This window comes from Streptomyces sp. NPDC058678, assembly GCF_042714835.1.
In the GTDB taxonomy this organism is placed as follows: domain Bacteria; phylum Actinomycetota; class Actinomycetes; order Streptomycetales; family Streptomycetaceae; genus Streptomyces.
In genome coordinates, this window is sequence record NZ_JBHXSG010000023.1 from 71,842 (window position 1) to 97,743 (window position 25,902).

29 protein-coding genes and 1 tRNA gene are annotated in these 25,902 nt (G+C 71.1%); 13 read left to right on the forward strand and 17 right to left on the reverse strand.

Features of this window, described 5'->3' with window-relative positions; all coding sequences use genetic code 11:
- Window positions 1-49 precede the first annotated feature (49 nt).
- The 6 genes from ACFWWR_RS21705 to ACFWWR_RS21730 all read left to right on the forward strand — a co-directional run bounded on the left by ACFWWR_RS21705 (window position 50) and on the right by ACFWWR_RS21730 (window position 4,887).
- The gene (locus ACFWWR_RS21705) at window positions 50-1,096 is read left to right on the forward strand and encodes an energy-coupling factor ABC transporter permease (protein ID WP_383858904.1); all 1,047 of its coding nucleotides are present in this window, start codon (window positions 50-52) and stop codon (window positions 1,094-1,096) included.
- A 1-nt stretch (window position 1,097) separates the two neighbouring features.
- Window positions 1,098-1,859 carry a cobalt ECF transporter T component CbiQ gene (gene cbiQ / locus ACFWWR_RS21710; RefSeq protein WP_384304825.1) on the forward strand — a complete coding sequence of 254 codons (762 nt, stop codon included), beginning with the start codon at window positions 1,098-1,100 and terminating at the stop codon, window positions 1,857-1,859.
- Window positions 1,835-2,614: an energy-coupling factor ABC transporter ATP-binding protein gene (locus ACFWWR_RS21715; protein WP_383858910.1), complete on the forward strand. Its 780-nt coding sequence runs from the start codon at window positions 1,835-1,837 to the stop codon at window positions 2,612-2,614. Before cbiQ ends, ACFWWR_RS21715 begins: the two co-directional genes overlap by 25 nt.
- 10 nt (window positions 2,615-2,624) lie before the next feature.
- On the forward strand, window positions 2,625-3,095 hold the full coding sequence (locus ACFWWR_RS21720; RefSeq protein ID WP_384304827.1) for a MarR family winged helix-turn-helix transcriptional regulator: 471 nt from the start codon (window positions 2,625-2,627) through the stop codon (window positions 3,093-3,095).
- A gap of 119 nt (window positions 3,096-3,214) precedes the next feature.
- Complete coding sequence (locus ACFWWR_RS21725) at window positions 3,215-3,679, forward strand: organic hydroperoxide resistance protein (protein WP_383858916.1); 465 nt, start codon at window positions 3,215-3,217, stop codon at window positions 3,677-3,679.
- A gap of 35 nt (window positions 3,680-3,714) precedes the next feature.
- Complete coding sequence (locus tag ACFWWR_RS21730) at window positions 3,715-4,887, forward strand: serine hydrolase domain-containing protein (protein WP_384304830.1); 1,173 nt, start codon at window positions 3,715-3,717, stop codon at window positions 4,885-4,887.
- 4 nt (window positions 4,888-4,891) lie between these two features.
- Here the strand turns inward: ACFWWR_RS21730 and ACFWWR_RS21735 are convergent, their stop codons facing one another.
- Entirely contained in the window at window positions 4,892-5,167 is a 276-nt protein-coding gene (locus tag ACFWWR_RS21735; RefSeq protein ID WP_383858922.1) for a DUF1876 domain-containing protein, read from the reverse strand.
- A 118-nt stretch (window positions 5,168-5,285) separates the two neighbouring features.
- Between ACFWWR_RS21735 and ACFWWR_RS21740 the strand changes: the two genes are divergently transcribed.
- On the forward strand, window positions 5,286-5,690 hold the full coding sequence (locus ACFWWR_RS21740; protein WP_383858925.1) for a RidA family protein: 405 nt from the start codon (window positions 5,286-5,288) through the stop codon (window positions 5,688-5,690).
- 68 nt (window positions 5,691-5,758) lie between these two features.
- Here ACFWWR_RS21740 and ACFWWR_RS21745 read toward each other — a convergent pair whose 3' ends face one another.
- The 3 genes from ACFWWR_RS21745 to ACFWWR_RS21755 all read right to left on the reverse strand — a co-directional run bounded on the left by ACFWWR_RS21745 (window position 5,759) and on the right by ACFWWR_RS21755 (window position 7,746).
- Window positions 5,759-6,604, reverse strand: a complete 846-nt coding sequence (locus tag ACFWWR_RS21745) for an EamA family transporter (RefSeq protein WP_384304832.1) — start codon at window positions 6,602-6,604, stop codon at window positions 5,759-5,761.
- A complete protein-coding gene (locus tag ACFWWR_RS21750; RefSeq protein ID WP_384304835.1) occupies window positions 6,601-7,107 on the reverse strand; it encodes a YbaK/EbsC family protein in 507 nt (168 codons plus the stop codon). Before ACFWWR_RS21750 ends, ACFWWR_RS21745 begins: the two co-directional genes overlap by 4 nt.
- Window positions 7,108-7,194: 87 nt before the next feature.
- Window positions 7,195-7,746 carry an ATP-binding protein gene (locus ACFWWR_RS21755; protein ID WP_383858933.1) on the reverse strand — a complete coding sequence of 184 codons (552 nt, stop codon included), beginning with the start codon at window positions 7,744-7,746 and terminating at the stop codon, window positions 7,195-7,197.
- A 176-nt stretch (window positions 7,747-7,922) separates the two neighbouring features.
- Between ACFWWR_RS21755 and ACFWWR_RS21760 the strand changes: the two genes are divergently transcribed.
- Together ACFWWR_RS21760 and ACFWWR_RS21765 are read left to right on the forward strand one after the other, a co-directional pair.
- The gene (locus ACFWWR_RS21760) at window positions 7,923-8,561 is read left to right on the forward strand and encodes a GNAT family N-acetyltransferase (protein WP_384304837.1); all 639 of its coding nucleotides are present in this window, start codon (window positions 7,923-7,925) and stop codon (window positions 8,559-8,561) included.
- Window positions 8,562-8,642: 81 nt separating this feature from the next.
- Entirely contained in the window at window positions 8,643-9,119 is a 477-nt protein-coding gene (locus ACFWWR_RS21765) for a MarR family winged helix-turn-helix transcriptional regulator (RefSeq protein ID WP_383858939.1), read from the forward strand.
- A gap of 58 nt (window positions 9,120-9,177) precedes the next feature.
- Here ACFWWR_RS21765 and ACFWWR_RS21770 read toward each other — a convergent pair whose 3' ends face one another.
- Both ACFWWR_RS21770 and ACFWWR_RS21775 read right to left on the reverse strand, forming a co-directional pair.
- On the reverse strand, window positions 9,178-11,415 hold the full coding sequence (locus ACFWWR_RS21770) for an MMPL family transporter (protein ID WP_383858942.1): 2,238 nt from the start codon (window positions 11,413-11,415) through the stop codon (window positions 9,178-9,180).
- 100 nt (window positions 11,416-11,515) lie between these two features.
- Window positions 11,516-12,115: a TetR/AcrR family transcriptional regulator gene (locus ACFWWR_RS21775; RefSeq protein WP_384304840.1), complete on the reverse strand. Its 600-nt coding sequence runs from the start codon at window positions 12,113-12,115 to the stop codon at window positions 11,516-11,518.
- Between the two features lie 167 nt (window positions 12,116-12,282).
- Here ACFWWR_RS21775 and ACFWWR_RS21780 point away from each other — a divergent pair, with 167 nt between their 5' ends.
- On the forward strand, window positions 12,283-15,537 hold the full coding sequence (locus ACFWWR_RS21780; RefSeq protein WP_384304842.1) for a S41 family peptidase: 3,255 nt from the start codon (window positions 12,283-12,285) through the stop codon (window positions 15,535-15,537).
- Between the two features lie 124 nt (window positions 15,538-15,661).
- Here ACFWWR_RS21780 and ACFWWR_RS21785 read toward each other — a convergent pair whose 3' ends face one another.
- The 4 genes from ACFWWR_RS21785 to ACFWWR_RS21800 all read right to left on the reverse strand — a co-directional run bounded on the left by ACFWWR_RS21785 (window position 15,662) and on the right by ACFWWR_RS21800 (window position 19,293).
- A complete protein-coding gene (locus ACFWWR_RS21785; protein ID WP_383858951.1) occupies window positions 15,662-15,889 on the reverse strand; it encodes a hypothetical protein in 228 nt (75 codons plus the stop codon).
- A 91-nt stretch (window positions 15,890-15,980) separates the two neighbouring features.
- Window positions 15,981-16,865: an SDR family oxidoreductase gene (locus tag ACFWWR_RS21790; RefSeq protein ID WP_383858954.1), complete on the reverse strand. Its 885-nt coding sequence runs from the start codon at window positions 16,863-16,865 to the stop codon at window positions 15,981-15,983.
- Window positions 16,862-17,788 (reverse strand): alpha/beta fold hydrolase, encoded by a 927-nt coding sequence (locus ACFWWR_RS21795; protein ID WP_384304845.1) that lies wholly within the window; start codon window positions 17,786-17,788, stop codon window positions 16,862-16,864. Before ACFWWR_RS21795 ends, ACFWWR_RS21790 begins: the two co-directional genes overlap by 4 nt.
- Entirely contained in the window at window positions 17,785-19,293 is a 1,509-nt protein-coding gene (locus ACFWWR_RS21800) for a flavin-containing monooxygenase (protein WP_384304847.1), read from the reverse strand. Before ACFWWR_RS21800 ends, ACFWWR_RS21795 begins: the two co-directional genes overlap by 4 nt.
- Before the next feature lie 133 nt (window positions 19,294-19,426).
- Between ACFWWR_RS21800 and ACFWWR_RS21805 the strand changes: the two genes are divergently transcribed.
- Window positions 19,427-20,071, forward strand: coding sequence for a MerR family transcriptional regulator (locus tag ACFWWR_RS21805; protein ID WP_384304850.1), 645 nt, complete (start codon window positions 19,427-19,429; stop codon window positions 20,069-20,071).
- An 18-nt stretch (window positions 20,072-20,089) separates the two neighbouring features.
- On the opposite strand, the gene ACFWWR_RS21810 is transcribed toward ACFWWR_RS21805, so the two are convergent.
- On the reverse strand, window positions 20,090-20,893 hold the full coding sequence (locus ACFWWR_RS21810) for an exodeoxyribonuclease III (protein WP_384304853.1): 804 nt from the start codon (window positions 20,891-20,893) through the stop codon (window positions 20,090-20,092).
- Between the two features lie 66 nt (window positions 20,894-20,959).
- Between ACFWWR_RS21810 and ACFWWR_RS21815 the strand changes: the two genes are divergently transcribed.
- Window positions 20,960-21,436, forward strand: a complete 477-nt coding sequence (locus ACFWWR_RS21815) for a GNAT family N-acetyltransferase (protein WP_383858967.1) — start codon at window positions 20,960-20,962, stop codon at window positions 21,434-21,436.
- 61 nt (window positions 21,437-21,497) lie between these two features.
- On the opposite strand, the gene ACFWWR_RS21820 is transcribed toward ACFWWR_RS21815, so the two are convergent.
- Window positions 21,498-21,893: a nuclear transport factor 2 family protein gene (locus ACFWWR_RS21820; RefSeq protein ID WP_383858970.1), complete on the reverse strand. Its 396-nt coding sequence runs from the start codon at window positions 21,891-21,893 to the stop codon at window positions 21,498-21,500.
- Window positions 21,894-21,969: 76 nt separating this feature from the next.
- Here ACFWWR_RS21820 and ACFWWR_RS21825 point away from each other — a divergent pair, with 76 nt between their 5' ends.
- A complete protein-coding gene (locus tag ACFWWR_RS21825) occupies window positions 21,970-22,524 on the forward strand; it encodes a PadR family transcriptional regulator (protein ID WP_384304891.1) in 555 nt (184 codons plus the stop codon).
- A 102-nt stretch (window positions 22,525-22,626) separates the two neighbouring features.
- Here the strand turns inward: ACFWWR_RS21825 and ACFWWR_RS21830 are convergent.
- The 5 genes from ACFWWR_RS21830 to moaC all read right to left on the reverse strand — a co-directional run bounded on the left by ACFWWR_RS21830 (window position 22,627) and on the right by moaC (window position 25,806).
- A tRNA-Ala gene (locus ACFWWR_RS21830) sits at window positions 22,627-22,700 on the reverse strand.
- 76 nt (window positions 22,701-22,776) lie between these two features.
- Window positions 22,777-23,970 (reverse strand): gephyrin-like molybdotransferase receptor GlpR, encoded by a 1,194-nt coding sequence (glpR, locus tag ACFWWR_RS21835; protein WP_383859022.1) that lies wholly within the window; start codon window positions 23,968-23,970, stop codon window positions 22,777-22,779.
- A 185-nt stretch (window positions 23,971-24,155) separates the two neighbouring features.
- Window positions 24,156-24,770: a GNAT family N-acetyltransferase gene (locus ACFWWR_RS21840; RefSeq protein WP_383859025.1), complete on the reverse strand. Its 615-nt coding sequence runs from the start codon at window positions 24,768-24,770 to the stop codon at window positions 24,156-24,158.
- Window positions 24,771-24,790: 20 nt separating this feature from the next.
- Window positions 24,791-25,297: a molybdenum cofactor biosynthesis protein B gene (locus ACFWWR_RS21845; protein WP_383859028.1), complete on the reverse strand. Its 507-nt coding sequence runs from the start codon at window positions 25,295-25,297 to the stop codon at window positions 24,791-24,793.
- On the reverse strand, window positions 25,294-25,806 hold the full coding sequence (moaC, locus tag ACFWWR_RS21850) for a cyclic pyranopterin monophosphate synthase MoaC (protein WP_383859030.1): 513 nt from the start codon (window positions 25,804-25,806) through the stop codon (window positions 25,294-25,296). Before moaC ends, ACFWWR_RS21845 begins: the two co-directional genes overlap by 4 nt.
- Between the last annotated feature and the right edge of the window lie 96 nt (window positions 25,807-25,902).

Here is a 25,902-nt window from a genome sequence, read left to right on the forward strand (position 1 = left end):
CGCGCATCTCACTTGCAAGAGGTTCGCAACAAGCCACTATCATCGAACGGTGCATGTGCCTGACGGATTCATCGACGCCCCCATCTCGGTAGCGACCGGAGCGGTCGCCGCGGCCGCCGTCGCGGTGAGCCTGCGCGGCGCGCGCCGCGAACTGGACGAACGCACCGCCCCGCTGGCCGGGCTGGTGGCGGCGTTCATCTTCGCCGTGCAGATGCTGAACTTCCCCGTCGCCGCGGGGACCAGCGGACATCTGCTCGGCGGTGCGCTCGCGGCGATCCTCGTCGGCCCCTTCACCGGGATCCTCTGCGTCTCCGTGGTCCTGCTCATGCAGGGCATCCTGTTCGCGGACGGCGGTCTGACCGCGCTCGGCGTGAACATCACGGACATGGCGATCGTCACTACGGTCGTCGCCTACGCCGTCTTCCGCGGGCTGGTGAAGGTGCTGCCCCGCACGCGGCGCTCCATCACCGTCGCCTCCTTCGTCGCCGCGCTGCTCTCCGTGCCGGCCGCGGCCCTCGCCTTCACCTTCCTCTACTGGCTCGGCGGCACCACCGACGTCTCCATCGGCAAGGTCGCCACCGCCATGGTCGGCGTGCACGTTCTCATCGGCATCGGCGAGGCCGCGATCACCGCGCTGACCGTCGGCGCCGTCATCGCCGTACGGCCGGACCTCGTGTACGGCGCCCGCGGTCTCCAGCAGAAGCTCAAACTGCGGGTGAACGGCGAGCTGGTCGACGTCCCCGCGGCGGCCCCGGCGCCCGTGGCCGCCCGCTCCCACCGCACGGTGTGGATCGCCGGACTGGTCACCTCCCTCCTCCTGGCCGGGTTCGTCAGCTTCTACGCCTCCGCGAACCCCGACGGCCTGGAGAAGATCGCCGCCGACAAGGGCATCGACGCGAAGACCGAGAAGCACGCGAACGCGGACTCACCGCTCGCCGACTACGGCGTCAAGGACGTCGACGACGCCCGCCTGTCCGGCGGCCTCGCCGGCGTGATCGGCGTCGGCGTCACGGTCGTCGCGGGCAGCACGGTGTTCTGGGCGGTGCGCAGGCGGCGTACCGGCGAGGACGTCTCTCCCGTGAGCACGAGCGTCTGACATGGGCGCCGGACACGCACACAGGCTCTACCGCCACGGGCACTCGCCCGTGCACGCCCTGCCGCCGCACACCAAGCTGGCGGCGACCTTCGCCTTCGTGCTGGTCGTGGTGTCGACCCCGCGGGAGGCGATGTGGGCCTTCGGCCTGTACGCCGTGCTCCTGGCCTGCGTCGCGTACGCGGCCCGTGTGCCCGCCGGTTTCCTGCTCAAGCGACTGCTGATCGAGGTGCCGTTCGTCGCCTTCGCGGTGCTGATGCCGTTCGTGGCGGAGGGCGAGCGGGTCGAGGTGCTGGGCCTCCAGCTGAGCGTGAACGGCCTGTGGGGCGCCTGGAACGTGCTCGCCAAGGGCACCCTCGGCGTCGCCGCGTCGGTGCTCCTCGCCTCCACGACCGAACTGCGCGAACTCCTCCTGGGACTGCAGCGGCTGAAGCTCCCGCCGCTGCTCGTGCAGATCGCCTCCTTCATGATCCGGTACGGCGACGTCATCACGGACGAGATGCGGCGGATGCGGATCGCCCGGGAGTCACGGGGCTTCGAGGCGAGCGGTGTCCGCCACTGGGGCGTCCTCGCGAAGTCCGCCGGGGCGCTGTTCATCCGCTCCTACGAACGCGGCGAGCGCGTGCACCTGGCCATGGTCAGCCGCGGGTACGCCGGTTCGATGCCGGTCATCGACGAGGTGACCGCGTCCCGGGCGCAGTGGTCGTACGCGCTGACCCTCCCGTTCACCGCCCTCGTCGTATGTCTGCTGGGATGGACGCTGTGACCGCTTCCCTCGAGGTCTCGGGCCTCGCTTTCGCCTATCCCGACGGCCACCAGGCCCTGTTCGGCGTGGACTTCGCCATCGCCCGCGGCGAGCGGGTCGCGCTGCTCGGGCCGAACGGCGCCGGCAAGACGACCCTGGTGCTTCACCTCAACGGCATCCTGTCCGGCGGCACCGGCACCGTGAAGGTCGCCGGGCTGCCCGTCGGCAAGCAGCACATGGCAGAGATCCGGCGCCGGGTCGGCATCGTCTTCCAGGACCCCGACGACCAGCTCTTCATGCCGAGCGTGCGCGAGGACGTGGCGTTCGGGCCGGCGGCGGCCGGGCTGAAGGGGCCCGAGCTGGAGCAACGCGTGCGTACGGCCCTGGAACGGGTCGGCATGCAGGACTTCGCCGACCGGCCCCCGCACCACCTCTCCTTCGGGCAGCGGCGCCGGGTGGCGGTCGCCACGGTGCTGGCGATGGAGCCGGAGATCCTCGTCCTCGACGAGCCCTCCTCCAACCTCGACCCCGCCTCCCGCCGCGAACTGGCCGACATCCTGCGGTCGTTGGACGTGACCGTCCTGATGGTCACGCACGACCTGCCGTACGCCCTGGAGCTGTGCCCGCGCTCCCTGATCCTGAGCGACGGCACGATCGCCGCCGACGGGAAGACCGCGGAGCTCCTGGTGGACGACGAGCTGATGCGCGCCCACCGGCTGGAGCTGCCCTTCGGTTTCGATCCGCGTCCGGCACCGGTGCCCGAGGGCCGTCCGTGACAATGGGCGCGTGACGAACCAAGAGGACGCCGGGGTCGAGGGCTCACTGCTGCTGGACGACCAGCTGTGCTTCGCGCTGTACGCCGCCCAGCGCGCGGTGACGGCCGCGTACCGGCCGCTTCTGGAGGACCTCGGCCTCACCTACCCGCAGTACCTGGTGCTGCTGGTGCTGTGGGAGCGCGGCGAGATCACGATCAAGGAACTGTCGGGCGCGCTGCGCCTCGACTACGGCACCTTGTCGCCGTTGCTGAAGCGGCTGGAGAGCGCGGGGCTCGTGCGCCGGGAGCGCGCGGCGAACGACGAGCGCTCGGTGCTGGTGTCGTGCACGGGACGCGGTGAGGAACTCAGGGAGCGCGCGGCGCCGGTGCCCGGCGCCCTGCTCACGGCCACGGAGCTCGACGGCGCGGAGGTCGCGCGGTTGCGCGAGGAGTTGTGGCGGCTCGCGGACCGGGCGGAGGCCGCGGCCGAGCGCGGCCGCTGACATCCGCGCCGACATCCCCTCTGACATCGCGTTACCCGCGGTTGCCTCCCCCGGCCGTGAACGGCACGGCTACTGGCCGGTACCTTGTGCACGATGTATTTGCTGGGGGAGGTTCTGCCGTGATCGAAGAGACCGTCGAAAGTGCCGCCGTCTCCGTCGACACCCGTCCGACGAAGATCGCCTACGTCGCCGAGGCCACCGCGCACGGCGGCCGGGACGGCTATGTCACCAGTCAGGACGGGCAGATCGAGCTGAAGGTCGCGATGCCGCCGGAACTCGGCGGGGACGGCAACGGCACCAACCCGGAGCAGCTGTTCGCGGCCGGCTACAGCTCCTGCTTCCACAACGCGCTGGTGATGGTCGGCCGCCGGTCCGGCTACGACCTGTCCGGTTCCACGGTCGCCGCGAAGGTCGGCATCGGCCCCAACAAGCACCGCGGTTACGGCCTCGCGGTCGCCCTCAGCGTCTCACTCCCGGTCCTCGACGCGGACGTCGCGGCGAAGCTGGTGGACGCGGCGCACGAGGTCTGCCCGTACTCCAACGCGACCCGCGGGAACATCGACGTGACGATCCTGCTTGGCTGAGGGGGAGACCCCACAGCCAGACGAGGAGTACGCGCGTGGACGTGAACGGCACAGTCGCCGAGGGCTTCGAGCCGGTCAGGGAAGCGTTCGCCAGGAACTTCGAGGTGCTCGGGGACCGGGGCGCGGCGGTCGCCGTCTACCGGGACGGGCACAGGGTCGTCGACCTGTGGGCCGGCACCAGGGACATCGACGGGACCGAGCCCTGGCGGCGCGGCACCGCACAGATCGTGCGCTCGGCCACCAAGGGCGTCGCCGCCGCCGTACCGCTGCTGCTGCACCAGCGCGGGCTGCTCGACCTGGACGCGCCGGTGAGCGAGTACTGGCCGCAGTTCAAGGCGCGGGGCAAGGAACGGGTGCTGGTCAGGCACGTGCTGAACCACCGGTCCGGCCTTCCGGTCCTCGACCGGCCGCTCACCCCGGCCGAGGCGCTGGACCCGGCGCGGGGCGCCGAGGCGGTCGCCGCGCAGGCCCCGGTCTGGGAGCCCGGCACCGACCACGGCTACCACGCGCTCACGTACGGCTGGATGCTCGACGAACTCGTGCGGCGCGTGACGGGCCTGTGGGCCGGCGAGTGGATCGCGGCGGAGATCGCCGGCCCGCTGGGCGCCGACCTGTGGCTCGGACTGCCGCAGGCGGAGGAGGAGGCGGGACGGACCGGCCGGGTGGGCCGGATCGAGACGCCGGAACCCGCCACGGGGGCGGGCCTGCGCGTCCGCCCCAAGCGTGCGGTCACCGAGGCCTACGCCGATCCCGCCTCCCTCACCCGCCGGGCCTTCGCCGCGATCACTCCCTTCCCCGACCAGAACTCCCCGGCATACCGGGCGGCCGCCCTGCCCGCGACGAACGGCATCGCGACCGCCGACGGACTGGCGCGCGTGTACGCGGCCCTGATCGGCGAGGTCGACGGCGTACGCCTCTTCGACCCGGCGACCATGGAGGCGGCCCGCGGCGAGGAGTCGGCGGGAGCGGACCGCGTCCTGGTCGTGAACACCCGCTTCGGCCTCGGCTACATGCTGCACGGCAGCGCGTCGCCGCTCCTCGGCCCGGGTTCGTTCGGCCACCCGGGCCGAGGCGGCTCCCTGGGCTTCGCCGACCCGGAGACCGGCGTCGCGCTCGGCTATGTGACGAACGGCTTCCGCAAGACCGTGACGGCGGATCCGCGGGCGCAGGCGCTGGTCAGGGCGGTACGGAGCGTCGTACAGGCGTAACGGCTCAGACGTTGATCGAGTGGGACCTCCGGCCGGACGCCTCGTCGATCTCGTCGTGGGCTTTGGTCAGCAGGCGCATGGCGAGCTCGTTCAGGGCCCGCGCGCCCGCGACCTCCTCCCCCACCCTCGGCTGGTTCGCGTCGGTGTGGTGGCGGCTCGCGTGCCCCTGCGCGCGTACCTCGGAACCGTCGGGCAGCCGGACCATCGCGGCCGCCCGCGTGTGCTGATCGTCCTCCCGGAATTCCAGTTCGACGTGCCATCCCACAGCGGTGTGCATCATGACGATCACCTCCGGAGCATCTGCTTCCAGAGTGCTCCTCCGAGGGCACGGGCGCACGGCCTGAGGAGCCGCCGCGGGACGCGGAATGGGCCGCCCCTGGCGGGACGTTCGCACAGGCATGACGCCCGACCAGCGCACCATCACCAACCCGCCCGCCCTGCACGACCCCACGCCGTTCGGCTACAGCCACGCCGTGTCCGCGCCCGGCGAAACCGTCTTCATCGGCGGCCAGTACGCCTCCGACGCCACCGGCGCCCCCGTACCCGGCGACTTCGCCGCACAGGTGGACCTGTCCTTCGACCGGCTGCGCTCCGCCCTGGCGGGAGTGGGGCTCGGCTTCGAACACGTCGTCCGGCTCGGCACGTTCATCGTCGACCACGACCTCGACAAGCTGGAGACCCTCGGCAAGGCACTGCACGCCCGCTTCGGCGACCGGCTGCCGGCGCAGACGCTGAGCGGCGTCGCCTCGCTCGCGCTGCCCGGGATGCTGTTCGAGGTGGACGCGGTGGCGGTACGGCCGTAAGAGCCACTGCCCGCGGTGGCGGTACGGCCGTACGCCCCGGCGGGCGCGGTGGAGTACCGCCCCCGCGCCTACCCGGCGTGCAGCATCAGCCCGATCCCGATCACCAGCAGCCCCGCCGCGGCGACCCGCGGGGCGCCGAACCTCTCCTTGAAGAACACGGCACCGATCGCCGCGCCCACGATGATCGAGGACTCGCGCAGGGCGGCGATCGGCGCCAGTTCGGCCCTCGTCTGGGCCCACAGGACGAGACCGTACGCCGTCACGGAGAGGGCCGCGCCCAGCAGCCCGACGCCCGTGAACGGGCGGAGAACGGTGACGAACTGCCCCCGCCAGCGGTAGAGCGCGTACGCCGGGATCGCCACGCCCTCCACCGCCATCAGCCAGGCGATGTACCCGAGGGACGACCCGGAGGCCCTGACGCCCAGCCCGTCGACGACGGTGTACGCCGCGATGGTCAGTCCGGTGGCCAACGCCGCTTTGATCGCCGCCCAGTTGGGCCGGCGGCCGCGCAGGCCCCACAGGGCGACGCCGATCAGCCCCGCGCAGGACAGGGCGATGCCCGCCGCCGCCCACCCGTCCGGCACCTCGTGCGCGAAGACGGCGGCGAGCAGGGTGACCAACAATGGCGCGGTGCCGCGCGCGATCGGGTACGCCTGCCCGAAGTCGCCCAGCCTGAAGGACCTCATCAGCAGCACGTAGTAGGCGAGGTGGATGACGGCCGAGAGGATCAGGTACGGCCACGCCCCCGCCGCCGGGACGGGCACGAACGGCATCATGGCCAGCCCGATCAGCGACCCGCCGCCCGCGATCAGCGTGAACCCGACCAGCTTGTCGGTGATGTGGTGCGCGATGGCGTTCCAGCTGGCGTGCGTGACCGCGGCGAGCAGCACGGCCGCGGTCACCAGCGGGGTCACGAGGTGCGCTCGCGCACGTCCACCAGGGTGGCACCGGCGTGGGCGACGAGGTCCTCGGGCCGCATGGGGAAGACGGTGTAGGGGGTGCCGGCGGCGGCCCATACGGTGTCGTGCTCGAGGAGGGAGCGGTCGGCGAGGACCCGCGTCCGGGTGCGATGCCCGAAGGGCGGCACGCCCCCGATCGCGTATCCCGTCGTCTCCCGTACGACGTCCGCCTTGGCCCGAGTGACCTTTTCGGCGCCGAGCGCTCCCCGGACCCTGTCGAGATCGACCCGGGAGGAGCCGTCCATCAGCACGAGCACCGGCACCCCGTCCGCCGCGAAGATCAACGACTTGCAGATCTCGCTCAACTCGCACCCGAGCGCCGCCGCGGCCTCGGCGGCGGTACGCGTGGCGTCGGGGAAGCGGCGGATGCGGGGGTGCAGGTCGTCGAGGCCGAGCTCGCGCAGGGCCGCGGCGAAACGGGGATGGGCTTCGGAGCCGTCGGTGTCGGTCGTCGTCATACCCGGCACGCTAGTGGTGGGTGTACGGGGCATGCGACCGGGTTACGGCCGTCGTCACCAGGCCTCCGCCTGCTCCACGAAGCCGCTTCAAGCTCCGCGGGCGGGCCCGGAGATCACCGAACGGACCGCTGCCACACGGTGTGCCAGGTCGCCGGCGGGGATGTCGACGAGTTCGTAGCCGAACGCACGGTAGCTCCGTTCGTGGAACTCCTCGAACACGAGGGACTCCTCGAAGCTGATCCGCCGGGCGCTGGTGGGCTCGCAGAAACCCAGGTTGCGGACGAAGAGCACCTGCCGCTCGTAGATCTCCCCGGCGGTGATCCGCTCGATCTCCGCCGTCAGTGCCCGGGACACCGGCCGCCCCAGGTAGTTGGCCAGCGCGTGGGTGCAGACCGGCGAGCGGTCGAAGACCTGGAGAGTGCCCATGACGGAGCCTTCCAACTGCCGTTCCCTCTGCAGCTCGACGACCTCGTCGACGAAGCCCGCCCGCGTCCACGGCTCCGCCTCCCCGCGAGCCTGCGCCCGCGCGATGACCGCGGTCGCCGCCTCCTCCACGACCGCGTGGCCGAGCTCGGCCAGGCTCCGCAGGATCGAGGTCTTGCCGGCACCGGGAGTACCGGTGAGAACGTAGCGCTGCATGTCGGAGGCCTTTCGTACGGTGGTGGACGGGCGCGGCTGATGCCCCGAACCCGCCGGGGACGGCCCTGCTGAGGGGATGGGGAGCGGTGGGGCGAGGCGGGGAGGGGCCGGATGCTCGAACGGCTCGTGCGCCGGAGACGGTTGCGGGAGCGCTCCCAACCCGCCACATTACGACGATGACTTCGGCACCCGCACCCGAGATACGCCCCTACCGCCCGACCGACCGCCCCGCCCTGGACGACATCTGCATCCGCACCGCCCACGTCGGCCAGGACAGCCGCCCCCACTACGCCGACCCCGGCATCTTCCCGGCGATCTTCGCGGCGCCGTACGTCCATCTGGAGCCGGATCTGGCCTTCTTGCTGGACGACGGCCACGGACAAGCCGTCGGATACATCCTCGGCACCGCGGACACGCCCCGCTTCGTCGAGGACTTCCGGGCGAAGTGGCTGCCGTCGGTGGCCGATCGGTACCCCGAGCCGAAAGCCCCGCCCCGCACTCCCGACGAGGAGATCATCCGCCTCCTGCACCACCCCGAACGCATGCTCGTCCCGGAAGTCTCCGCCTACCCGGCCCACCTCCACATCGACCTGCTCCCCGACTGGCAGGGGCGAGGCTACGGGCGGGCCCTGACGCAGACGTTCCTCGACGCCCTGCACAAGAAGGCCGTACCGGCCGTGCACCTCTCCATGCTCACCGCCAACACTCCCGCCCGGGCCTTCTACGACCGCCTCGGCTTCCACGAGATCGAGGTGCCGGACGCCGATCCGGGCGTCACCTGTCTCGGACGCGGGACGCTGATCAGCAGCCCGTGATCAGCAGCCGGTGGTCGGCAGTCGTTGGTCAGCAGTCGTTGGTCAGCAGCCCGTAGACAGTAGCCATGTACCGTATCCGTCGTGAGCGACGCACCGAAGGCCCCCTCCCCCACCCCCGGCTACCTCGTCTGGCGTCTGGCCAACAAGTGGCGTACCGCCGTGGACCAGGCCCTCGCGCCCCTGGACCTGACCCATGCCCAGTACGTCCTGCTGGCCTCCCTGAGCGGGATGGAGCGGTCGGGCCGGCAACCGAGTCAGCGGGAGCTCGCCGACTACACGGGGCTCGAGGCGCTGTACGTGTCGAAGCTGGCCCGGTCGCTGGAGGCTGCCGAGCTGGTCCGGCGTACCCGGGATGCCGAGGACACCCGGGTCGTGCGCGTGGCGCTCACCGACGAGGGCCTCAAAGCCGTGCGGCCCGCCATCGACGCCGTACAGGTGCTGCTGGATCAGCTGCTCATGCCGCTCGGCGGGCTGGACGACCGGCGGACCGACGACTTCAAGCGCACCCTGACCCAGCTCCTCGACACCCCACTGGGCCGAGACGAGGAAAGCCGGTGAGGACGCCCCGTCCCCACGGAGCCCTCACCGGCGTGTCAAGCGGCGGAAGTGATGCGCGTCAGACGCGCGCCAGCTCCCGGTCCTCGTCCGGATCCGCGTCCTTGACGTCGTCCGGCGTGCGCAGGCTCTCGCCCTCGACGTCCACGTTCGGCAGGGCGCGGTCCAGCCACTTCGGCAGCCACCAGGCCTTCTTGCCGAGGAGTGCGAGCACCGCGGGGACGATCGCCATGCGGACCACGAACGCGTCGAAGAACACCGCGATCGCCAGACCGAAGCCGATCATCTTGATCATCGACTCGCTGGAGCTGATGAAGCCTCCGAAGACGGCCATCATGATGACCGCGGCGGCGGCCACGACCCGGGCACTGTGCCGGAAGCCGGTCACGATGGCCTGGCTCGGCGACTCGCCGTGGACGTACGCCTCCCGCATGCGGGTCACGAGGAACACCTCGTAGTCCATCGCGAGACCGAAGACCACGCCCACCATGAAGATCGGCATCATCGACATGATCGGGCCGGTTTCCTCGACGCCGATCAGGCCGGACAGCCAGCCCCACTGGAAGACCGCGACCACGGCACCGAGCGCGGCGAGCACGCTGAGCAGGAAGCCGAGGGCCGCCTTCAGCGGGACCAGGATCGAGCGGAAGATCACGATCAGGAGCAGGAAGGCGAGGCCGACCACCAGCGCCAGGTACGGGATCAGCGCGTCGGTGAGCTTCTGCGAGAAGTCGATGTTCATCGCCGTGGTGCCGGTGACCAGGACTCTCGCGCCCGTGTCGGCCTTGATGTCGGTGCCCTGGTCACGGATGGAGTGCACCAGGTCCTCGGTCTGCACAGAGGACGGCTTGGAGTCCGGGATCACGGTGATCGTCGCCGTATCGCCGGCCTTGTTGAACGCCGCCGGGGTCACCGTCACGACGTCCTTGAGACCCTTGATCCCGTCGGTGACCGTGGTGGCCGCCGCCTTGGGGTCGTCGCTGTCCTTGGCGTCGACCACGATCATCAGGGGGCCGTTGAAGCCGGGGCCGAAGCCCTCCGACAGCAGGTCGTACGCCCGGCGCTGCGTGGTGGACGTCGGCTGCGAGCCGTCGTCGGGCAGGCCCAGCTCCAGCTGGGTGGCCGGAACGGCGATCGCACCCAGACCGACCACGCCGAGCAGCAGCACGGCGACCGGACGGCGGATGACGAAGCTCGCCCAGCGGGTGCCCATGCCGGGCTTGGCCTGCGCCTCGGACTTCTCGGGCGCCTCCAAGGTGTCGCCGCCACGCCGCTTGCGCTTCTCGCCGGTCGGCCGGACCTTTTTGCCCGCGTACCCGAGCAGCGCCGGGATCATGGTCAGCGCGATGAGGACGGCCACCACGACCGTGCCCGCGGCCGCGAGGCCCATCTTGGTCAGCATCGGGACGCCTACGACCGAGAGTCCCGCCAGTGCGATCACGACCGTGAGACCCGCGAAGACCACCGCCGAGCCGGCGGTGCCGGTGGCCCGGCCTGCCGCCTCCTCGCGGTCACGGCCCTCGGCCAGCTCGCCCCGGTAGCGGGAGACGATGAACAGCGCGTAGTCGATGCCGACCGCGAGGCCGATCATCAACGCGAGCGTGGAGGTGGTGTCGCCGAGGTCGAGCGCCTTGGCGAGGGCGGTGATGGTGGAGACGCCGATGCCGACGCCGATGATCGCCGTGAGCAACGGCAGTCCGGCCGCGACCAGCGAGCCCAGGGTGAGGACGAGGACGACCGCCGCGATGGCGAGACCGACGATCTCGCCGACGGCCCCCGGCTCGGCCGCGGCCTGCAGGGCGTCACCTCCGACGTCGACGGTCAGCCCGGTGGCCTGCGCCTTGTCCGCGGCCGCCTCGAGGGCGTCCCGGGTGGTCTCCTTCAGCTCCATGCCGGGGGCGCCGTACTTCACGGACGTGTAGGCGACCGTGCCGTCCTTGCTCACGGCGTTCGTGGTGAACGGGTCGGTGACGGAGACGACCTCGGAACCGTCGCCCAGTTCCTTGACGGTCTTCTCCACGGTCGCCTTGTTCTCGGCGTCCGTCATCTTCTGGCCCTCGGGCGCCTTGAAGACGATGCGTCCGGTTCCGCCGTCGGCGCTGGCGCCGGGGAAACGCTGTTCCAGCAGGTCGAAGGCCTTCTGCGCCTCGGTGCCGGGGATGGAGAAGGAGGTGGAGCCCGCGGACGGGGCGCTGGCCGCGCCGACGCCGGCGAGCGTCAGCAGGGCGACCCATATCAGGGCGACGAAATGCCGTCGCCGGAAGGCGAGCCGGCCGAGTTTGTAGAGGAACGTGGCCACGAAGGCGTACTCCCGGTCAGGTCGTGATGTTTCAGGGCAGGGGTGATGAGCCCGACGACGTGAGCGATTACGTCAGGTGGGGTCCAGCTGTGGGGACTTGCTAGGGAACCGAGACGCCGAGGGCGGGGAGGACCACGGCGTCGATGTACGAACGAAGGAATTCCTGCGTGGGCGGCAGCTCGTCGATCAGCGTGCGGGTGGCGAAGGCGCCGACCATCATGTGGACGACGTACTCGCGCGCCGGGCAGTCGGCCCGGACCTCACCGCGGTCCACCGCGCGCTGCATGACCTTGCGGAATTCGCCCATCTCCGGTTCGACGAGCAGCTCCTTGAGCGCCCGCATGAGGTCCGGGTTCGAGTGCGCGGCCATGGCCAGCGCCCGCATCAGGTCGGAGTTCCGCTCCATGGTGCAGTCGTCCTCGCGTGCCACGAGGGTGTGGAAGTCGCCCCGCAGGGATCCGGTGTCGACGTCGCCGACGCTGCCCGGCTTGCTGTGCCGCATGGCCTTGACGACCAGTTCGGGCTTGCCGCCCCACTGGCGGTACAGGGTCGCCTTGCTGGATCGCGTACGGGTGGCCACGGCGTCCATGGTGAGGGCGTCGTAGCCGACTTCGCGGAGCAGGTCGAGCACGGCCGTGTAGAGCTCGGCCTCGCGCTCGGGCGTGATCCGACTGCGGCGCACCGTTGCGACTTCAGTCATGACTCTCACCTTTCCCGGCTCCGAACGACACGGTTTCGTACGTGACGAATGTAGCGCACTCTCGTGCGAAACGAAACTGTTTCGTTCGTGTTGCGGGTCACGTGCGGCCGACCCGTGCGTGTTTTCCATAAGTTGCCCGGGTTCATCCGCCGGAAAAGCATGGGGAGGTGAGCTATCTTCGCTTTCCGCATCTGAGCGGCGAACTGCTGTGTTTCGTGGCCGAGGACGACCTCTGGCTGGCCCCCCTCGACGGTCCCGGCCGCGCCTGGCGGCTCACCGTCGACCGCACCAAGGTCGGCCACCCCCGCTTCTCGCCCGACGGCCGCCATCTCGCGTACACGAGCTGGCGGAGTCTGGTCCCCGAGATCCATCTGGTGCCGGTGGACGGCGGGCCGGGCCGACAGCTCACCCACTGGGGGTCCGCCGACACGCAGGTCCGCGGCTGGACCCCCGAGGGAGCCATCCTCGCCGTCGCCTCCCACGGCGAGCCGTTCTCCTACTTCACCTGGGCGTACAAGGTCCACCCCGACGGCGACCCCGGCCGCAAGCTCCCGTGGGGCCCGGTCTCCGACATCCAGGCCGTCGACGTCGACGGCGAGCGCAGAGTCCTGCTCCTCACCGGCACCCCGCCCCACGAACCGGCCGCGTGGAAGCGCTACCGGGGCGGGGCGACGGGGAGGTTGTGGCTGCACGGCGAACGGCTGCTGGCCGATCTCCGGGGCCACCTCCACTCCCCCATGTTCGTCGGCGGCCGGATCGCCTTCCTCTCCGACCACGAGGGCGTCGGCAACCTCTACTCGTGCGCGTACGACGGCTCCGACCTGCGCCGCCACACCGACCACGACGCCTTCTACGCCCGGCACGCGGCGAGCGACGGCGCCCGGGTCGTGTACCAGTGCGCGGGCGACCTGTGGATCGTCGACGACCTCGCCGCGGACTCGGTGCCCCGCCGACTGGACGTCCGGCTGAGCGGCCCGCGCGCGGGGCGCCGCAGGTACCAGGTCCCGGCGGCCCAGCACGTGGACGGCATCTCGGTGGACGAGACGGGCCGCGCGAGCGCGGTCGTCGTCCGCGGCAGCCTGTACTGGCTGACACACCGTGACGGCCCGGCCCGGACGATCACGGACACGCCGGGCGTACGGGTCCGGCTCCCGGAGATGCTCGGCTCGGTCGGCCAGGTCGCGTACGTGACGGACGCCGAGGGCGAGGACGCGATCGAGGTCGCCTACCTGCCGGGGGCGACCGGGGACCGTGAGCCCCGGCGGCCGGCCTCCGGCGAGCTGGGGCGGGTGCTGGAGCTGGTCTCCGATCCGCAGGGCGAGCGCCTCGCCATCGCCTCGCACGACGGAAGACTGCTGCTGATCACCGTGTCCGACGATGCCGCTGCCGCCGAGGGCACCGAGGGCTCCCCCGGCGAGGTGACGGAACTCATCCGCTCGGTCAACGGGCCGGTGCGCGACCTCGCCTTCTCGCCGGACGGGGCCTGGCTGACGTGGTCGCATCCGGGGATCGGGCGGTCGCTGCGGCAGATCAAGATGGCGCGGATGAAGGACCGGTTGATCGTCGATGTCACCAACGGCCGCTTCGAGGACGAGAACCCGGTGTTCACGAGGGACGGCCGCTATCTCGCGTTCCTGTCGTGGCGCGGTTTCGACCCCGTCTACGACGTGCACACCGGCGACCTGTCCTTCCCGCTGGGCTGCCGCCCGTACCTGGTCCCGCTGTCCTCCGCCACCCCCTCCCCCTTCGCACTGAACCCGGAGGGCCGGCCGGCCGCCGGGGGCCTGGACCCGGCGGAGGACGAGGGCGGCGACGGCGGCGGCACGGTGATCGTCGAGTTGGAGGGCCTGGAGAGCCGGGTGACTCCCTTCCCGGTCACCGCCTCCAAGTACTCGGCGCTGTGTCCGGTCGCGGGCGGCGGCCTGGTGTGGCTGCGCTGGCCGATCTCCGGGGCGCTCGGCGAGACGTTCGCCAACCCGGACGACACCAGCGGCCGGCCGACCCTCGAGTACTTCAACATCACCAAGGCGAAGAAGTCCGAACTCGTCGAGCACCTGGACTGGTTCGCGGTCAGCGGCGACGGCTCGCGGCTGGTCGTCGTGGACGAGGGCGACCTGCGGGCGGTGCCGTCCAACGAGGCCGGCGACGGTGATTCGACGGTCTGGATCGACGCGCGCCGCATCCTGCACGAGGTCGACCCCGCCGCCGAGTGGCGCCAGGCGTACGACGAGGCCGGCCGGCTCATCCGGGCCTACTTCTGGGAGCCCGGCATGTGCGGCATCGACTGGGACGCGGTGCTCGACCAGTACCGCCCGCTGGTCGAACGGGTCGCCTCCCCCGACGAGTTCGCGGACCTGCTGCGCGAGGTGCTCGGCGAACTCGGCACCTCCCACGCCTACGTCTCCGCCGCCCGCCGCAACGAGGGCCCGCCGCACTACCAGCGCCGGCAGGGCCTGCTCGGCGCCAACCTCGTCCGGCGGGACGAGGGTTGGACGGTCAGCCGGATCCTGCCCGGCGACTCCTCGGACTCCAAGGCGCGTTCACCGCTGGCCGGCACCGGCATCCGGGAGGGCGCGGTCCTCACCCACGTGGACGGCCGGCCGGTGGATCCGGTGACGGGACCGTACCCGCTGCTCGCGGGGGCGGGCGGCACGACGGTGGAGCTGACGTTCACCCCGGCCGAGGGGGAGGGACGGGCGCGGCGCGTGGCGGTCGTACCGCTCCTCGACGAGCGGCCCCTGCGCTACCAGGACTGGGTGACCAAACGCCGGGCCGTCGTACGGGAGTTGAGCGGCGGACGCTGCGGCTATCTGCACATCCCCGACATGGGCGGCTCGGGCTGGGCCCAGTTCAACCGGGACCTGCGCATGGAGGTGTCCCGGCCCGCCCTGCTGGTGGACGTACGCGGCAACGCGGGCGGCCACATCAGCGAGCTGGTCGTGGAGAAGCTGACGCGCAGGATCCTCGGCTGGGACCTGACCCGGGACGCACAGGCGGTGTCGTACGCCTCGAGCGCCCCGCGCGGGCCGGTGGTCGCCCTCGCCGACGAGGCGACCTCCTCGGACGGCGACATGATCACGGCGGCCTTCAAGCTGCTCGGGCTCGGCCCGGTGGTCGGCCAGCGCACCTGGGGCGGAGTGGTCGGCATGACCGGCCGCCACCGGCTGGGCGACGGCACGGTGATCACCGTGCCGATGAACGCGGCCTGGTTCGACGCCTACGGCTGGACCGTGGAGAACCACGGCGTCACCCCCGACCTGGAGATCCTCCGCACCCCGCTGGACTGGGCGGAGGGCAGGCACGCGCAGTTGGACGACGCCGTGAAGCTGGCCCTGGACCTCCTGGAGACCAACGCCCCGGCCACACCCCCGGATTACTCGAACGTGCCGGACCGGTCGCGGCCGGAACTCCCACCGCGGTGACGGAACGGCCGGAACTCCCACCGCGGTGACGGAACGGCCGGAACTCACACCGCGGTGACAGAGCGGACGTGACAGAAGGGGTGCCCCCGCCAGGGGCACCCCTTCCTCAGTTCAGCGCGCAGCGTCAGGCGTCGTAGTCCTGGCTGAGGCGCTCCTCTTCTTCGCGACGGAGACGCTCGGTCTCCTCGTCACGCTCACGCATGGGGTGCATGGGGTCCTGCCCCGGGCGGCCGCGCTCCTGGCCCTGCTTGCCGCCGCGCTCCTGGCCCTTCTCACGGGCCTGCTGCGCCTTCTGCTTGGCCTGCTCCTGCCACTGCTCCGACTTGTCCTGGAACTTGTCCTTCATACCCATGTGGGTTCACTCCCATAGAGGGTGGGGGATCTTGAGGTCCCTTGCGGGGCCTCGACCAGATTCACACGGGCGGACACAGTGCGCATTTCGATCAACTACGGTGCGTAGCGCGGGCCTCCTCATCAGCCGCCCCACCTGCACCGACGAGCCCCGACCGCATCCCCTCCAGCCGGGTCGCGAACCGCCGCATCTCCCGCTGTCCGACGGTCCCGATGACCGCGGGCAGACACCCGCGCACCCCCTGCATCCCGCGCAGCCACCACTGGCCGTAGACGTGACTCGACCTGCGCTCGATCCCGGCGACGATCCGGTCCACCGCCGGCCCCAGCGGGTACGTCTTGTTGGACGGCCACGGCAGCCGCTGCCGCAGTTCCCGCATCACGTCGTCCTGATCCGCGCCCCGCACCATGTCGGTGTCGGTCCACGACAGGTACCCGACGCCCACCCGCACACCCCGGTACCCGACTTCGGCACGCAGACTGTGCGCGTACGCCTCCACCCCGGACTTGGACGCGCAGTACGCGGTCATCATCGGCGCCGGAGTGATCGCGGCGAGGGAGGCGATCTGCAGCAGATAGCCCCGGCTCTCCGTCAGCACCGGCAGGAAGGCCCGCGCGGTCACCGCCGACCCGATCAGGTTGACCTCGATCACCCGCCGCCAGGCCACGGGATCGGAGTCGACGAAGGGCCCGCCGGTGGCGACACCGGCGTTGGCGACGACGATGTCGACCTTCCCGAACCGCTCCTTGACCTCCTCGGCCACCCGGGCCATCGCCTCGTGGTCGGTGACGTCGGCGTACCAGTGGGCACTGTCGCCGTGCAGCCGCTCGGCGACCTGCTTGAGCAGGTCCGGCTCCAGCCCGACCAGCGCCACCTTCGCCCCGCGCGCGGACAGCTTGCGGGCCAGCAACTCCCCCACGCCCCGCGCGGCTCCGGTGACGACGGCGACCTGTCCTTCGAGACTCACCCTGCTCATGCGTCCTCCTTGACGGGACCGACGTGGACGTACGTGCTGACGAGCTCCCGGATCTTCCCGGTGACCTGCTCGGGCGCCTCGATCGGCGTCATGTGGCCGATGCCGGGCAGCTCGATCAGGCCCAGGCAGGCGGGCAGTGCGGCCACCAGCGCGCGGGCCTGCACCGGGGGCGTCAGCCGGTCGTCCGAGCCGACCACGACGGCCGTCGGTACGCGCAACTCCCTCACGTGGTGGTCGAGATCGAGCAGGCCGAGCACCTCCGACCAGGCGTGCCGCACCTTGCGCGGACACGCGTGCACGATCCGGGCGCACGCCTCGACCATGTGCGGGGCCGAACCGGCGCCCATCGTCCCGTACCTGAGGATCCGCCGGGCGAGCGGCGTGACCGGCCCGAGCGGGGCGCGGGAGCCGAGCAGCCGCTTGGTCAGGAAGGTCCGCAGCCGGCCCGCCCGGATCGGCAGCACCAGCGACTCGGCGACCAGCCGTGACGCACCCGTACTGCACAGCAGTACGGCAGCCGCGTGCTCCCGGAAGCCGGCTCTCCCGGCCGACGCCATCACCGTCATCCCGCCCATGGAGTGACCGGCGATCACCGCCTTCTCCCCCGGCGCGAGGGTCGCCTCCAGTACGGCTTCGAGGTCGTCGGCGAGCGCTTCCGTACCGCAGGCACGGCTCGCCGGGCTGCGTCCGTGGCCGCGCTGGTCGTAGGCGATCACCCGGTGGTCCGCGGCCAGTTCCCGTGTCTGCGCCGCCCAGAAGGCGGTGGAGCAGGTCCAGCCGTGGGCGAGGACGACGGCCGGCGCGCCCTCGGGTCCGTGCACCTCGACGTGCAGGCGGGCGCCGTCGGCGGAGACGGCGGTGAGCACGCGGGCCGGGACGGGCGGGGCGTAGGGACCGGAGGAGACGTGGAGGAGGCGGCTCATGCGTCGGCCTCGGCCTTCTTCACGGCCGGCGTCCGCAGCACCTCGTACTCGCTCAGGTCCACCCGCCGTGTCGCCCTTCGAAACTCGGCCGTGGTGCCCGGCCAGATGGTGGTGTTGCGGCCGTTCGCGTCCAAGTACCAGCTGTCGCAGCCGGTGTTCCACACCGTGCGCTTCATGCGCTCCTGCACCCGCCGGTTCCAGGCCCGCACGGCACCGGGGCGGGCGTCGAGGGCGACCTGGCCGCCGAGGACCCGCAGCTGCCGTACGAAGTCGACCATGTAGTTCAGCTGCGACTCGATGATGAGGATCATGGACGAGTTGCCGAGGCCGGTGTTGGGCCCGATGACCGTCATCCAGTTGGGGAATCCGGGCACCGAGCCGCCCCGCAGCGCCTCCATCGCACCGCCGGCCGCCCAGGCCTCGGCGAGCGTACGGCCGTCCGCGCCCACCACCCGGTCGGCGATCGGCATGTCGGTGACGTGGAAACCCGTGCCGAAGACGATCACGTCGGCCTCGGCCTCGGTGCCGTCGGCGGCGACGAGGGTCGAGCCGCGGACCTCGCTCAGGCCGCTCGCGACGACGTCCACATTGGGCTCGGCGAGCGCCGGGTAGTACTCGCTGGACAGCAGGATCCGCTTGCAGCCGATGCGGTAGTCGGGCGTCAGCTTGGCGCGCAGGGCCGGGTCCTTGATGGAGCGGGCCATGTTCCGCTTGGCCAGCGCCTCGACCAGACCCAGCTCGTCGGGGCGCTTGGTGAACAGCTGGACCTGCAACTCCCGGATGCCCCACAGGAGTCCGCGCCTGAGCTGCGTGGTGACCGGCAGCCGCCGGTGCAGCAGGCGCTCGGCCCCCGTGATCGCCCGGTCGACGCGGGGCATCACCCAGGGCGGGGTGCGCTGGAAGAGGGTGAGCTTCTCGGCGAGGGGCTGGACGGCCGGCACGATCTGGATGGCGGAGGCACCGGTCCCCACCATGGCGACCCGCTTGCCGCGCAGGTCGAAGTCGTGGTCCCAGCGGGCCGAGTGGAAGACCTTGCCGGGGAAGGTGTCGAGTCCCGGGATGTCCGGGATCCGCGGATCGGACAGCGGGCCGGTGGCCGAGACGACGAAGTCCGCGCAGAGCGAGCCGGCGGCCGTCTCGATGTCCCAGCACAGCCGCTCCGCGTTCCAGGTCATCGTCTTGACCTCGGAGTCGAAGCGGATGTGCGGGCGCAGCCGGAAGACGTCGGCCACGTGTTCCAGGTAGGCGCGGATGTGCTGCTGCCCGGAGAAGGTGCGAGGCCACTCGGGGTTGGGCGCGAAGGAGAACGAGTACAGGTGGGACGGCACGTCGCAGGCGCACCCCGGATAGGTGTTGTCCCGCCAGGTGCCGCCGACGCTGTCGGCCCGCTCCAGGACGACGAAGTCGGTGACGCCCTCGCGCCGCAGCCGCACGGCGGCGCCGAGTCCGCCGAACCCCGATCCGATCACCGCCACCCGTACATGCTCGTGTTCGTGCTCGGCCATCCCGAAGCCTCCACGCGTCGCGTTGAACTCTGCCAGTGAACACTGGCGCAATGGGGAGAGTAGAGCAGCTCCGTACCGATGGGTAGGGGCCGGGGCCAGGAAAGTTACCGGGGGTACGACATAGGCTGCGCTCGTGACGGAGAAGCGCGAGTACCGCATGGAGGAACTGGCACGACTGGCCGGCATCCCCGTGCGCACCCTGCGCTTCTACCGCGAACGCAAACTGATCGCGCCGCCCCGCCGCGAGGGCCGCATCGCCTGGTACGACGACCACCACCTGGCCCGCCTGCGCACCATCGCGGCGCTCCTGGAACGCGGCCACACCCTCAGCAGCATCGCGGAGCTGGCGGAGGCCTTCGAGCACGGCCGCAACGTCGGCGAACTCCTCGGCATGGACACCCCCACCGAGGAGGAACCGGTCCGCCTCACCCCCGAGGAGCTCGCCGCCCGCTTCGAGGGCGAGGTCACCTCCGAGAACCTCGCCGCCGCCCTGGACCTCGGCTACCTCGGCACCGACGGCGACGAACTCGTCCACATCAGCCGCCGCCTCCTGGACGTCTCCTCGGCCCTGGTCCGCGAGGGCATCCCCCTGGCGGAGGTCCTGGAAGCAGGCAAACGCGTCCGCGCACACGCCGACGCCCTCGCCGAACTCTTCGCCGACGTGATCCTGCGCCACGCCCCCGAGGAAGACCTCCAACGCCTGCGCCCACTGGCACGGAGCGTGGTGGAGGCGGAACTGTCACTGGCGCTGGACCGGCGGATGCGGAAGCGGGACTAGAGGTCAACTAGAGGGCGACTAGAGGTCGTAGACGACGGTGACCGGCGCGTGGTCGGACCACCGCTCCGCATGCGTGGCCGCGCGCTCCACATACCCCTTGACCGCCTTGGCGGCCAGACCCGGCGTCGCGACGTCATAGTCGATGCGCCAACCTGAATCGTTGTCGAAAGCCCGCCCCCGGTACGACCACCACGTGTACGGTCCCTCGACGTCCGGATGCAGTGCCCGCACGACGTCGACGTAGCCGCCCTCCGCCGGATCGAAGACCCGGCTGAGCCACTCGCGCTCCTCCGGCAGGAAGCCGGAACTCTTCTGGTTCCCCCGCCAGTTCTTGAGGTCGGCCCGCTGGTGGGCGATGTTCCAGTCGCCGCAGACGACGACCTCGCGGCCGTCGGCGGCCGAGCGCTCGCGCAGGTTTTTCAGGTAGGCGAGGAACTCGTCCATGAAGCGGACCTTCTCGTCCTGGCGCTCGGTGCCGACCTCACCGGAGGGCAGGTAGAGGGAGGCGACGGTGACGCCGGGCAGGTCGGCCTCGACATAGCGCCCGCTGGTGTCGAACTCGGCCGAGCCGAAGCCGACCCGGACGCGGTCGGGCTCGCGGCGGGTGTAGAGGGAGACGCCGGCCCGGCCCTTCGCGGCGGCGGGCGCGTGCACGACGTGCCAGCCGTCGGGGGTGCGGACGTGCTCGGGCAGTTGCTGCGGTTCCGCGCGCACCTCCTGGAGGCAGAGCACGTCGGCGGAGGTCTCCGCGAGCCACTCCACGAAGCCCTTCTTCGCGGCGGCGCGCAGTCCGTTCACATTGGCGGAAGTCACAGTGAGCACCACGGCACGATACCGGCACACTGGATCGAGCCCCGACCAGGATTGGATTAATATACGGTGCACAGCATGAACATACGTCGCGTCTCCTTCGACCACCCCGACGCCGTCAAGCTCAACGACCAGGTACAGGCCGAGTACCACCTGCGCTACGGCGACGGCGGAGACGCCACCCCCCTGGACCCCGCGGACTTCGACCCCCCGAACGGCGTCTACCTGATCGCGTACGACGAGAACGACGCCCCCGTCGCCACGGGCGGCTGGCGCGCCCAGGACACCAACGGCGAGGGCAACGTCGACGGCGACGCCGAGCTCAAGCGGATGTACGTCATCGACGCGATGCGCGGCCGCGGCCTCGCCCGCCGCATGCTGGCCGTCCTGGAGGAGGACGCCCGCACGGCCGGCCGCGCACGCATGGTCCTGGAGACCGGCACCGAGCAGCCCGAGGCCATCGCCCTCTACCAGTCCAGCGGGTACGAGCCGTGCACCAAGTTCGGCTACTACCGGCACTTCGAGGAGAGCCGCTGCTTCGCCAAACGCCTGTAGGCGCTCGGCTTCCTCGACCTGTCCCACCCGGCCCTCGAGCCGGCAGCCGAAACCGGTACCGTCACTGCTGCCCGGCCACCTCCCGGGCGATCCGCTCGAACTGCGCGCCCATGGCGGCGGACAGGGCGTGGGCCGCCGAGAGCGGACGGACCATGACCATGAAGTCGTCGATCCTGCCGTCCTCGTCGAAGTGCAGGAAGTCGCAGCCGGTGAGTTGCTTGCCGTCGACGGTCGCGGTGAAGACGAGGGCGTGGTCGCGCCCGTCGGGGTTCGCGATCTCCCGTACGTACGTGAAGTCCTCGAAGACCTGCGACACGGCCCGCAGGATCGCGCTGGTGATCGCCTTGCCTTCGTACGGCTTGAAGACGACCGGGCTGGTGAAGACGACGTCCTCGGCCAGCAGGGCCGCCGCAGCGTCCATGTCACCGGCTTCCACGGCTTTCCGGAAGGGATGCACGAGCTCACCTCACATACCAAACAAGTTGAATAGGTGTGTTGCAGAGTAGGATCGGATAAAGTTGCGCAACGCCGTGATGGCCGCACTTCTGGAGGGCGAGGCGTCCGGGTACGACCTCGCGAAGGGGTTCGACGCCTCGGTGGCCAACTTCTGGACAGCCACCCCTCAGCAGCTCTACCGGGAGCTGGAGCGCATGGAGAGCGAGGGCCTCATCGCGGCCCGCGTGGTCGAACAGGAGCGTCGCCCCAACAAGCGGCTCTTCACGCTCACCGACGCCGGGCTGAAGGCCGTACGTGCCTACACCGCCGAACTCCCCGGCAAGCCGACGGCGATCCGGGACGAGCTGATGGTGAAGGTCCAGTGTGTCGACGCCGGCGACATCGAGGCCGTACGCGCCGGGATCGCCGAACGCATGGAGTGGGCCACGGCCAAGCTGGCTTCCTACGAGCGCCTGCGCGGGCGCCTGTTGGACGGGCGCACCGAGGACGAGTACTTCGCCACCGCCGAGCGAATCGGCCCCTACCTCACGCTCATCCGGGGTGTGGCCTTCGAACGGGACAACCTCGAGTGGGGCAGGCTGGCCCTGATGCGACTGGAACAGCGCGCCTCGGGGGCCAACGGGCGCGCCTGAGAGGGCGATTGGCGAGGCGAAACACGAAGATCCCGCCCGATCGGTCAGATCGGACGGGATCTCGTCAACTGCCCCCGAATTACCTCGGAACAGTTGTTGCGGTGGACCTGTGGGGATTTGAACCCCAGACCCCCTCGATGCGAACGAGGTGCGCTACCAGACTGCGCCACAGGCCCTTGCAACGAGTGAAACTCTAGCATCCCCGTCCGGGTGCTTGGAAATCCGTTCCCGGGCTGGTCACACCACCTCGGGTCACTCGTTCGCGGCCCGCGGCCGGTCGCCGTCCTCGTACTGGTCGAAGAGCGGCGTGCGGCCACGCTCACGGGCACGTCGGGCGGAGGCGGCGCGACGGGCGTCACTGCGGCCGTCCGCCGCCGGTTTGTCCTCCGCGTCGGCGTCCTCTTCCTCCGCTCCGCCGTCCCGCTGCTCGACAGCCCGTGCCTCCTGCTCGGGGGTGGCGGCACTGGACCGCGCGGAGCTCCACGCGTCCGGCGCCCCGAGGTCCACGTCGGAGGTGGCCCGCGGAGCGACCGGGGCGGTCACGTACGTCGGCAACGGCACCGGGACCGGGTCCCAGCTGTCACCGTGCCCGGGCCGCTGCTGGCGCTCGCGCTGCTGGTCCACCCACTCCGCGTGGTCGGTCTGCTCGACGAGCGCACGCCGGTCCGCGGCCAGCGCCGACAGCCCCGGGTCCAGCTCGGAGGCGGATCCTTCGTCCACCTCCTCGGCGTCGGCGCCCGTGTCGACGGACGCGCGGCGGCGCGGCTGGCGCGCCCGCTCGCGCAGTCGCTGTGCGGCGACCTCGGCGCGGCGGCGGTCCATCTGGTAGGCGAAACGCCGGCGCTCCTGGGAGCGCAGGTACGCGATGTACGCGCTGAGCAGCACGGCGGGTACGCCGGGCGCCCACAGGAAGGTGAGCCCGCCGACCGCGGCGACGATCGCACCGAGCGAGAAGGCGATGAACAACATGACGGTCGTACGTCTGCGGCGCGCGAGCACCTTCGTGCGCCGGGCCCGCGCCGCTGCCGCTTCCTCCGCGGGCGTGCGCCGGGCCGCCGGCACCCGCTTCCGCGCGGGCGCACCCGCCTTTTCGCGCGCCGGTTCACGCGCTTGTTCCGACCGGGCGGGTGCCTGGGCCTGCTCCTGGACCGCGGCTTGCGCCTTGGGGCGGGTCGGAGGCATGGCGAAGGCCCGGACGTCCACCGAATCGGTGACCGCGTCCGGGTCCACGGCGCTGGGCTCCCCCTCTTCGGTGGAGCGCGCCCGCAGGTCCTTGGCGTATCGGCGCTCCATCCCCGCCCGTCCGGACAGCAACCGGATGGCCGTGCTGAAGCGTTCCGTCGGACGGGCCTCGTTCAGCTCGTCCTGCCTACGGAGCCACATCGGCACCAAGTAGGCGGCCCAGGCCCCGACAATGACTGCGTAGATGAGGCCGCTGCTGCTCACGCCTCACACGGTAGAGGGGTTTGCGTGAGGCCATCTGCCAATTGCGCCGGTGTGTCGCACGATCTAGCTGATATTTCGAGCTTTTTTTGTGACCGATGCGATCAACAGGCCACCGAGGTAGCGAATTCAATGCCCCGAGACGGTCATCCGCCGATCATTTTCGAACACATATTCAATTTCCCGGGCTATGCGGGATAGTCGTGCGGGGTGCTCCCGGATCGTGCCCGCTGCCAGCGCCTGAGCAAACCGTCGGGCACCTCTTCCGCCGTGAGGGCGAACACGAGGTGGTCGCGCCAGGCGCCGTCGATGTGGAGATAGCGCGGCCTGAGGCCCTCCTCACGGAATCCGAGTTTCTCCACGACCCGGCGGCTGGGCCCGTTCTCGGGGCGAATGCAGACCTCGATGCGGTGCAGGCCCACGGTCCGGAAACAGTGGTCCACGACGAGCGCCACGGCCGTCGGCATCACTCCGCGGCCGGCCACCGACTCGTCGACCCAGTAACCGACATGCCCCGAGCACATCGAGCCCCAGGTGATCCCGGCGACCGTCAGCTGCCCGACCAGCCGCCCCTGGTACTCGATGACGAACGGCAGCATGCGACCCGCGTTCGCCTCGGCCCGCAGATGCCGGACCATCTGGCGGTAGGTCGGCCGGTGCGCGATCGGCCCGCTGGGCGTGGGCGGCGGGATCGTCGCCTCCCAGGGCCGCAGCCAGTCCCGGTTGCGTCGGTTGACCTCGCGCCACGGCCGCTGGTCGCGCATCTTTATCGGCCGGAGGACGACATCGCCGTCCGCCAGCACGACGGGCCAGGATGGGCTGTTCAGCTCGCACCCCCACTACTTGCGGCGGGTCTGGGGTGGTCGCCGCCGCGCAGCTGGTCGACGGCGTGCGCCAACAGGGGCTCCAGGACGGCCAGTCCGTCCCTCACCCCGCCGGTGGAGCCCGGCAGATTGACGATCAGCGTCCGCCCCGCCACTCCGGCCAGGCCCCGGGAGAGCGCCGCCGTCGGCACCTTCTCCCGTCCGAACGCCCTGATGGCCTCCGCGATGCCCGGCACCTCGTGGTCGATCACCCGGCGCGTCGCCTCGGGGGTGCGGTCGGTGGGCGAGATGCCGGTGCCGCCGGTGGTGACGATCACGTCGTACCCGGCGTCGACACCGGCCCGCAGGGCGGCCTCCACCGGCTCCCCGTCGGGGACGACCTGCGGTCCCTCGACGGTGAAGCCGAAGCCCTTGAGTCCGTCGGCGATCAGCGGGCCGCCCTTGTCCTCGTAGACCCCGGCGGCGGCCCGGTTGGAGGCGGTGACCACGAGAGCGCGATACGTCATGCCCGGCTCCAGTCGCCCGACTTGCCGCCCGTCTTCTCTTCGACCCTGACGTCCGTGATGACCGCTCCCTTGTCGACCGCCTTGACCATGTCGATCACGGTGAGCGCGGCGACGGAGACCGCGGTGAGGGCTTCCATCTCGACGCCCGTGCGGTCCGTCGTCTTCACCGTGGCCAAGATCTCCACGGCGTCGTCCGCGACCCTCAGGTCCAGTTTCACACCGGACACCGACAAGGGGTGGCACAGCGGAATGAGGTCGGGGGTGCGCTTGGCGCCCATGATGCCCGCGATCCGCGCGGTGGCCAGGGCGTCTCCCTTGGGGACGCCCTCGCCGCGCAGCAGCTCGACCACGCGGGGCGAGACGAGGACCCGGCCGCTGGCGCTGGCGGTGCGCGCGGTCACGTCCTTCCCGGACACGTCGACCATGCGGGCCGCGCCCGCCTCGTCGATGTGGGTCAGTCGGTCCTGCACTGAGGGTCCGGGGGTCTCCCCCCGGGAAGGCACTGTCATGCTGTGTCGCGCTCCCGGTCCGGGCCCGGCGCGGTGCGGCGCGTGAGCCTGTTGTGCGCGACACGGTACCGCCAAGTTGAACCCTTGAGCGGCGCG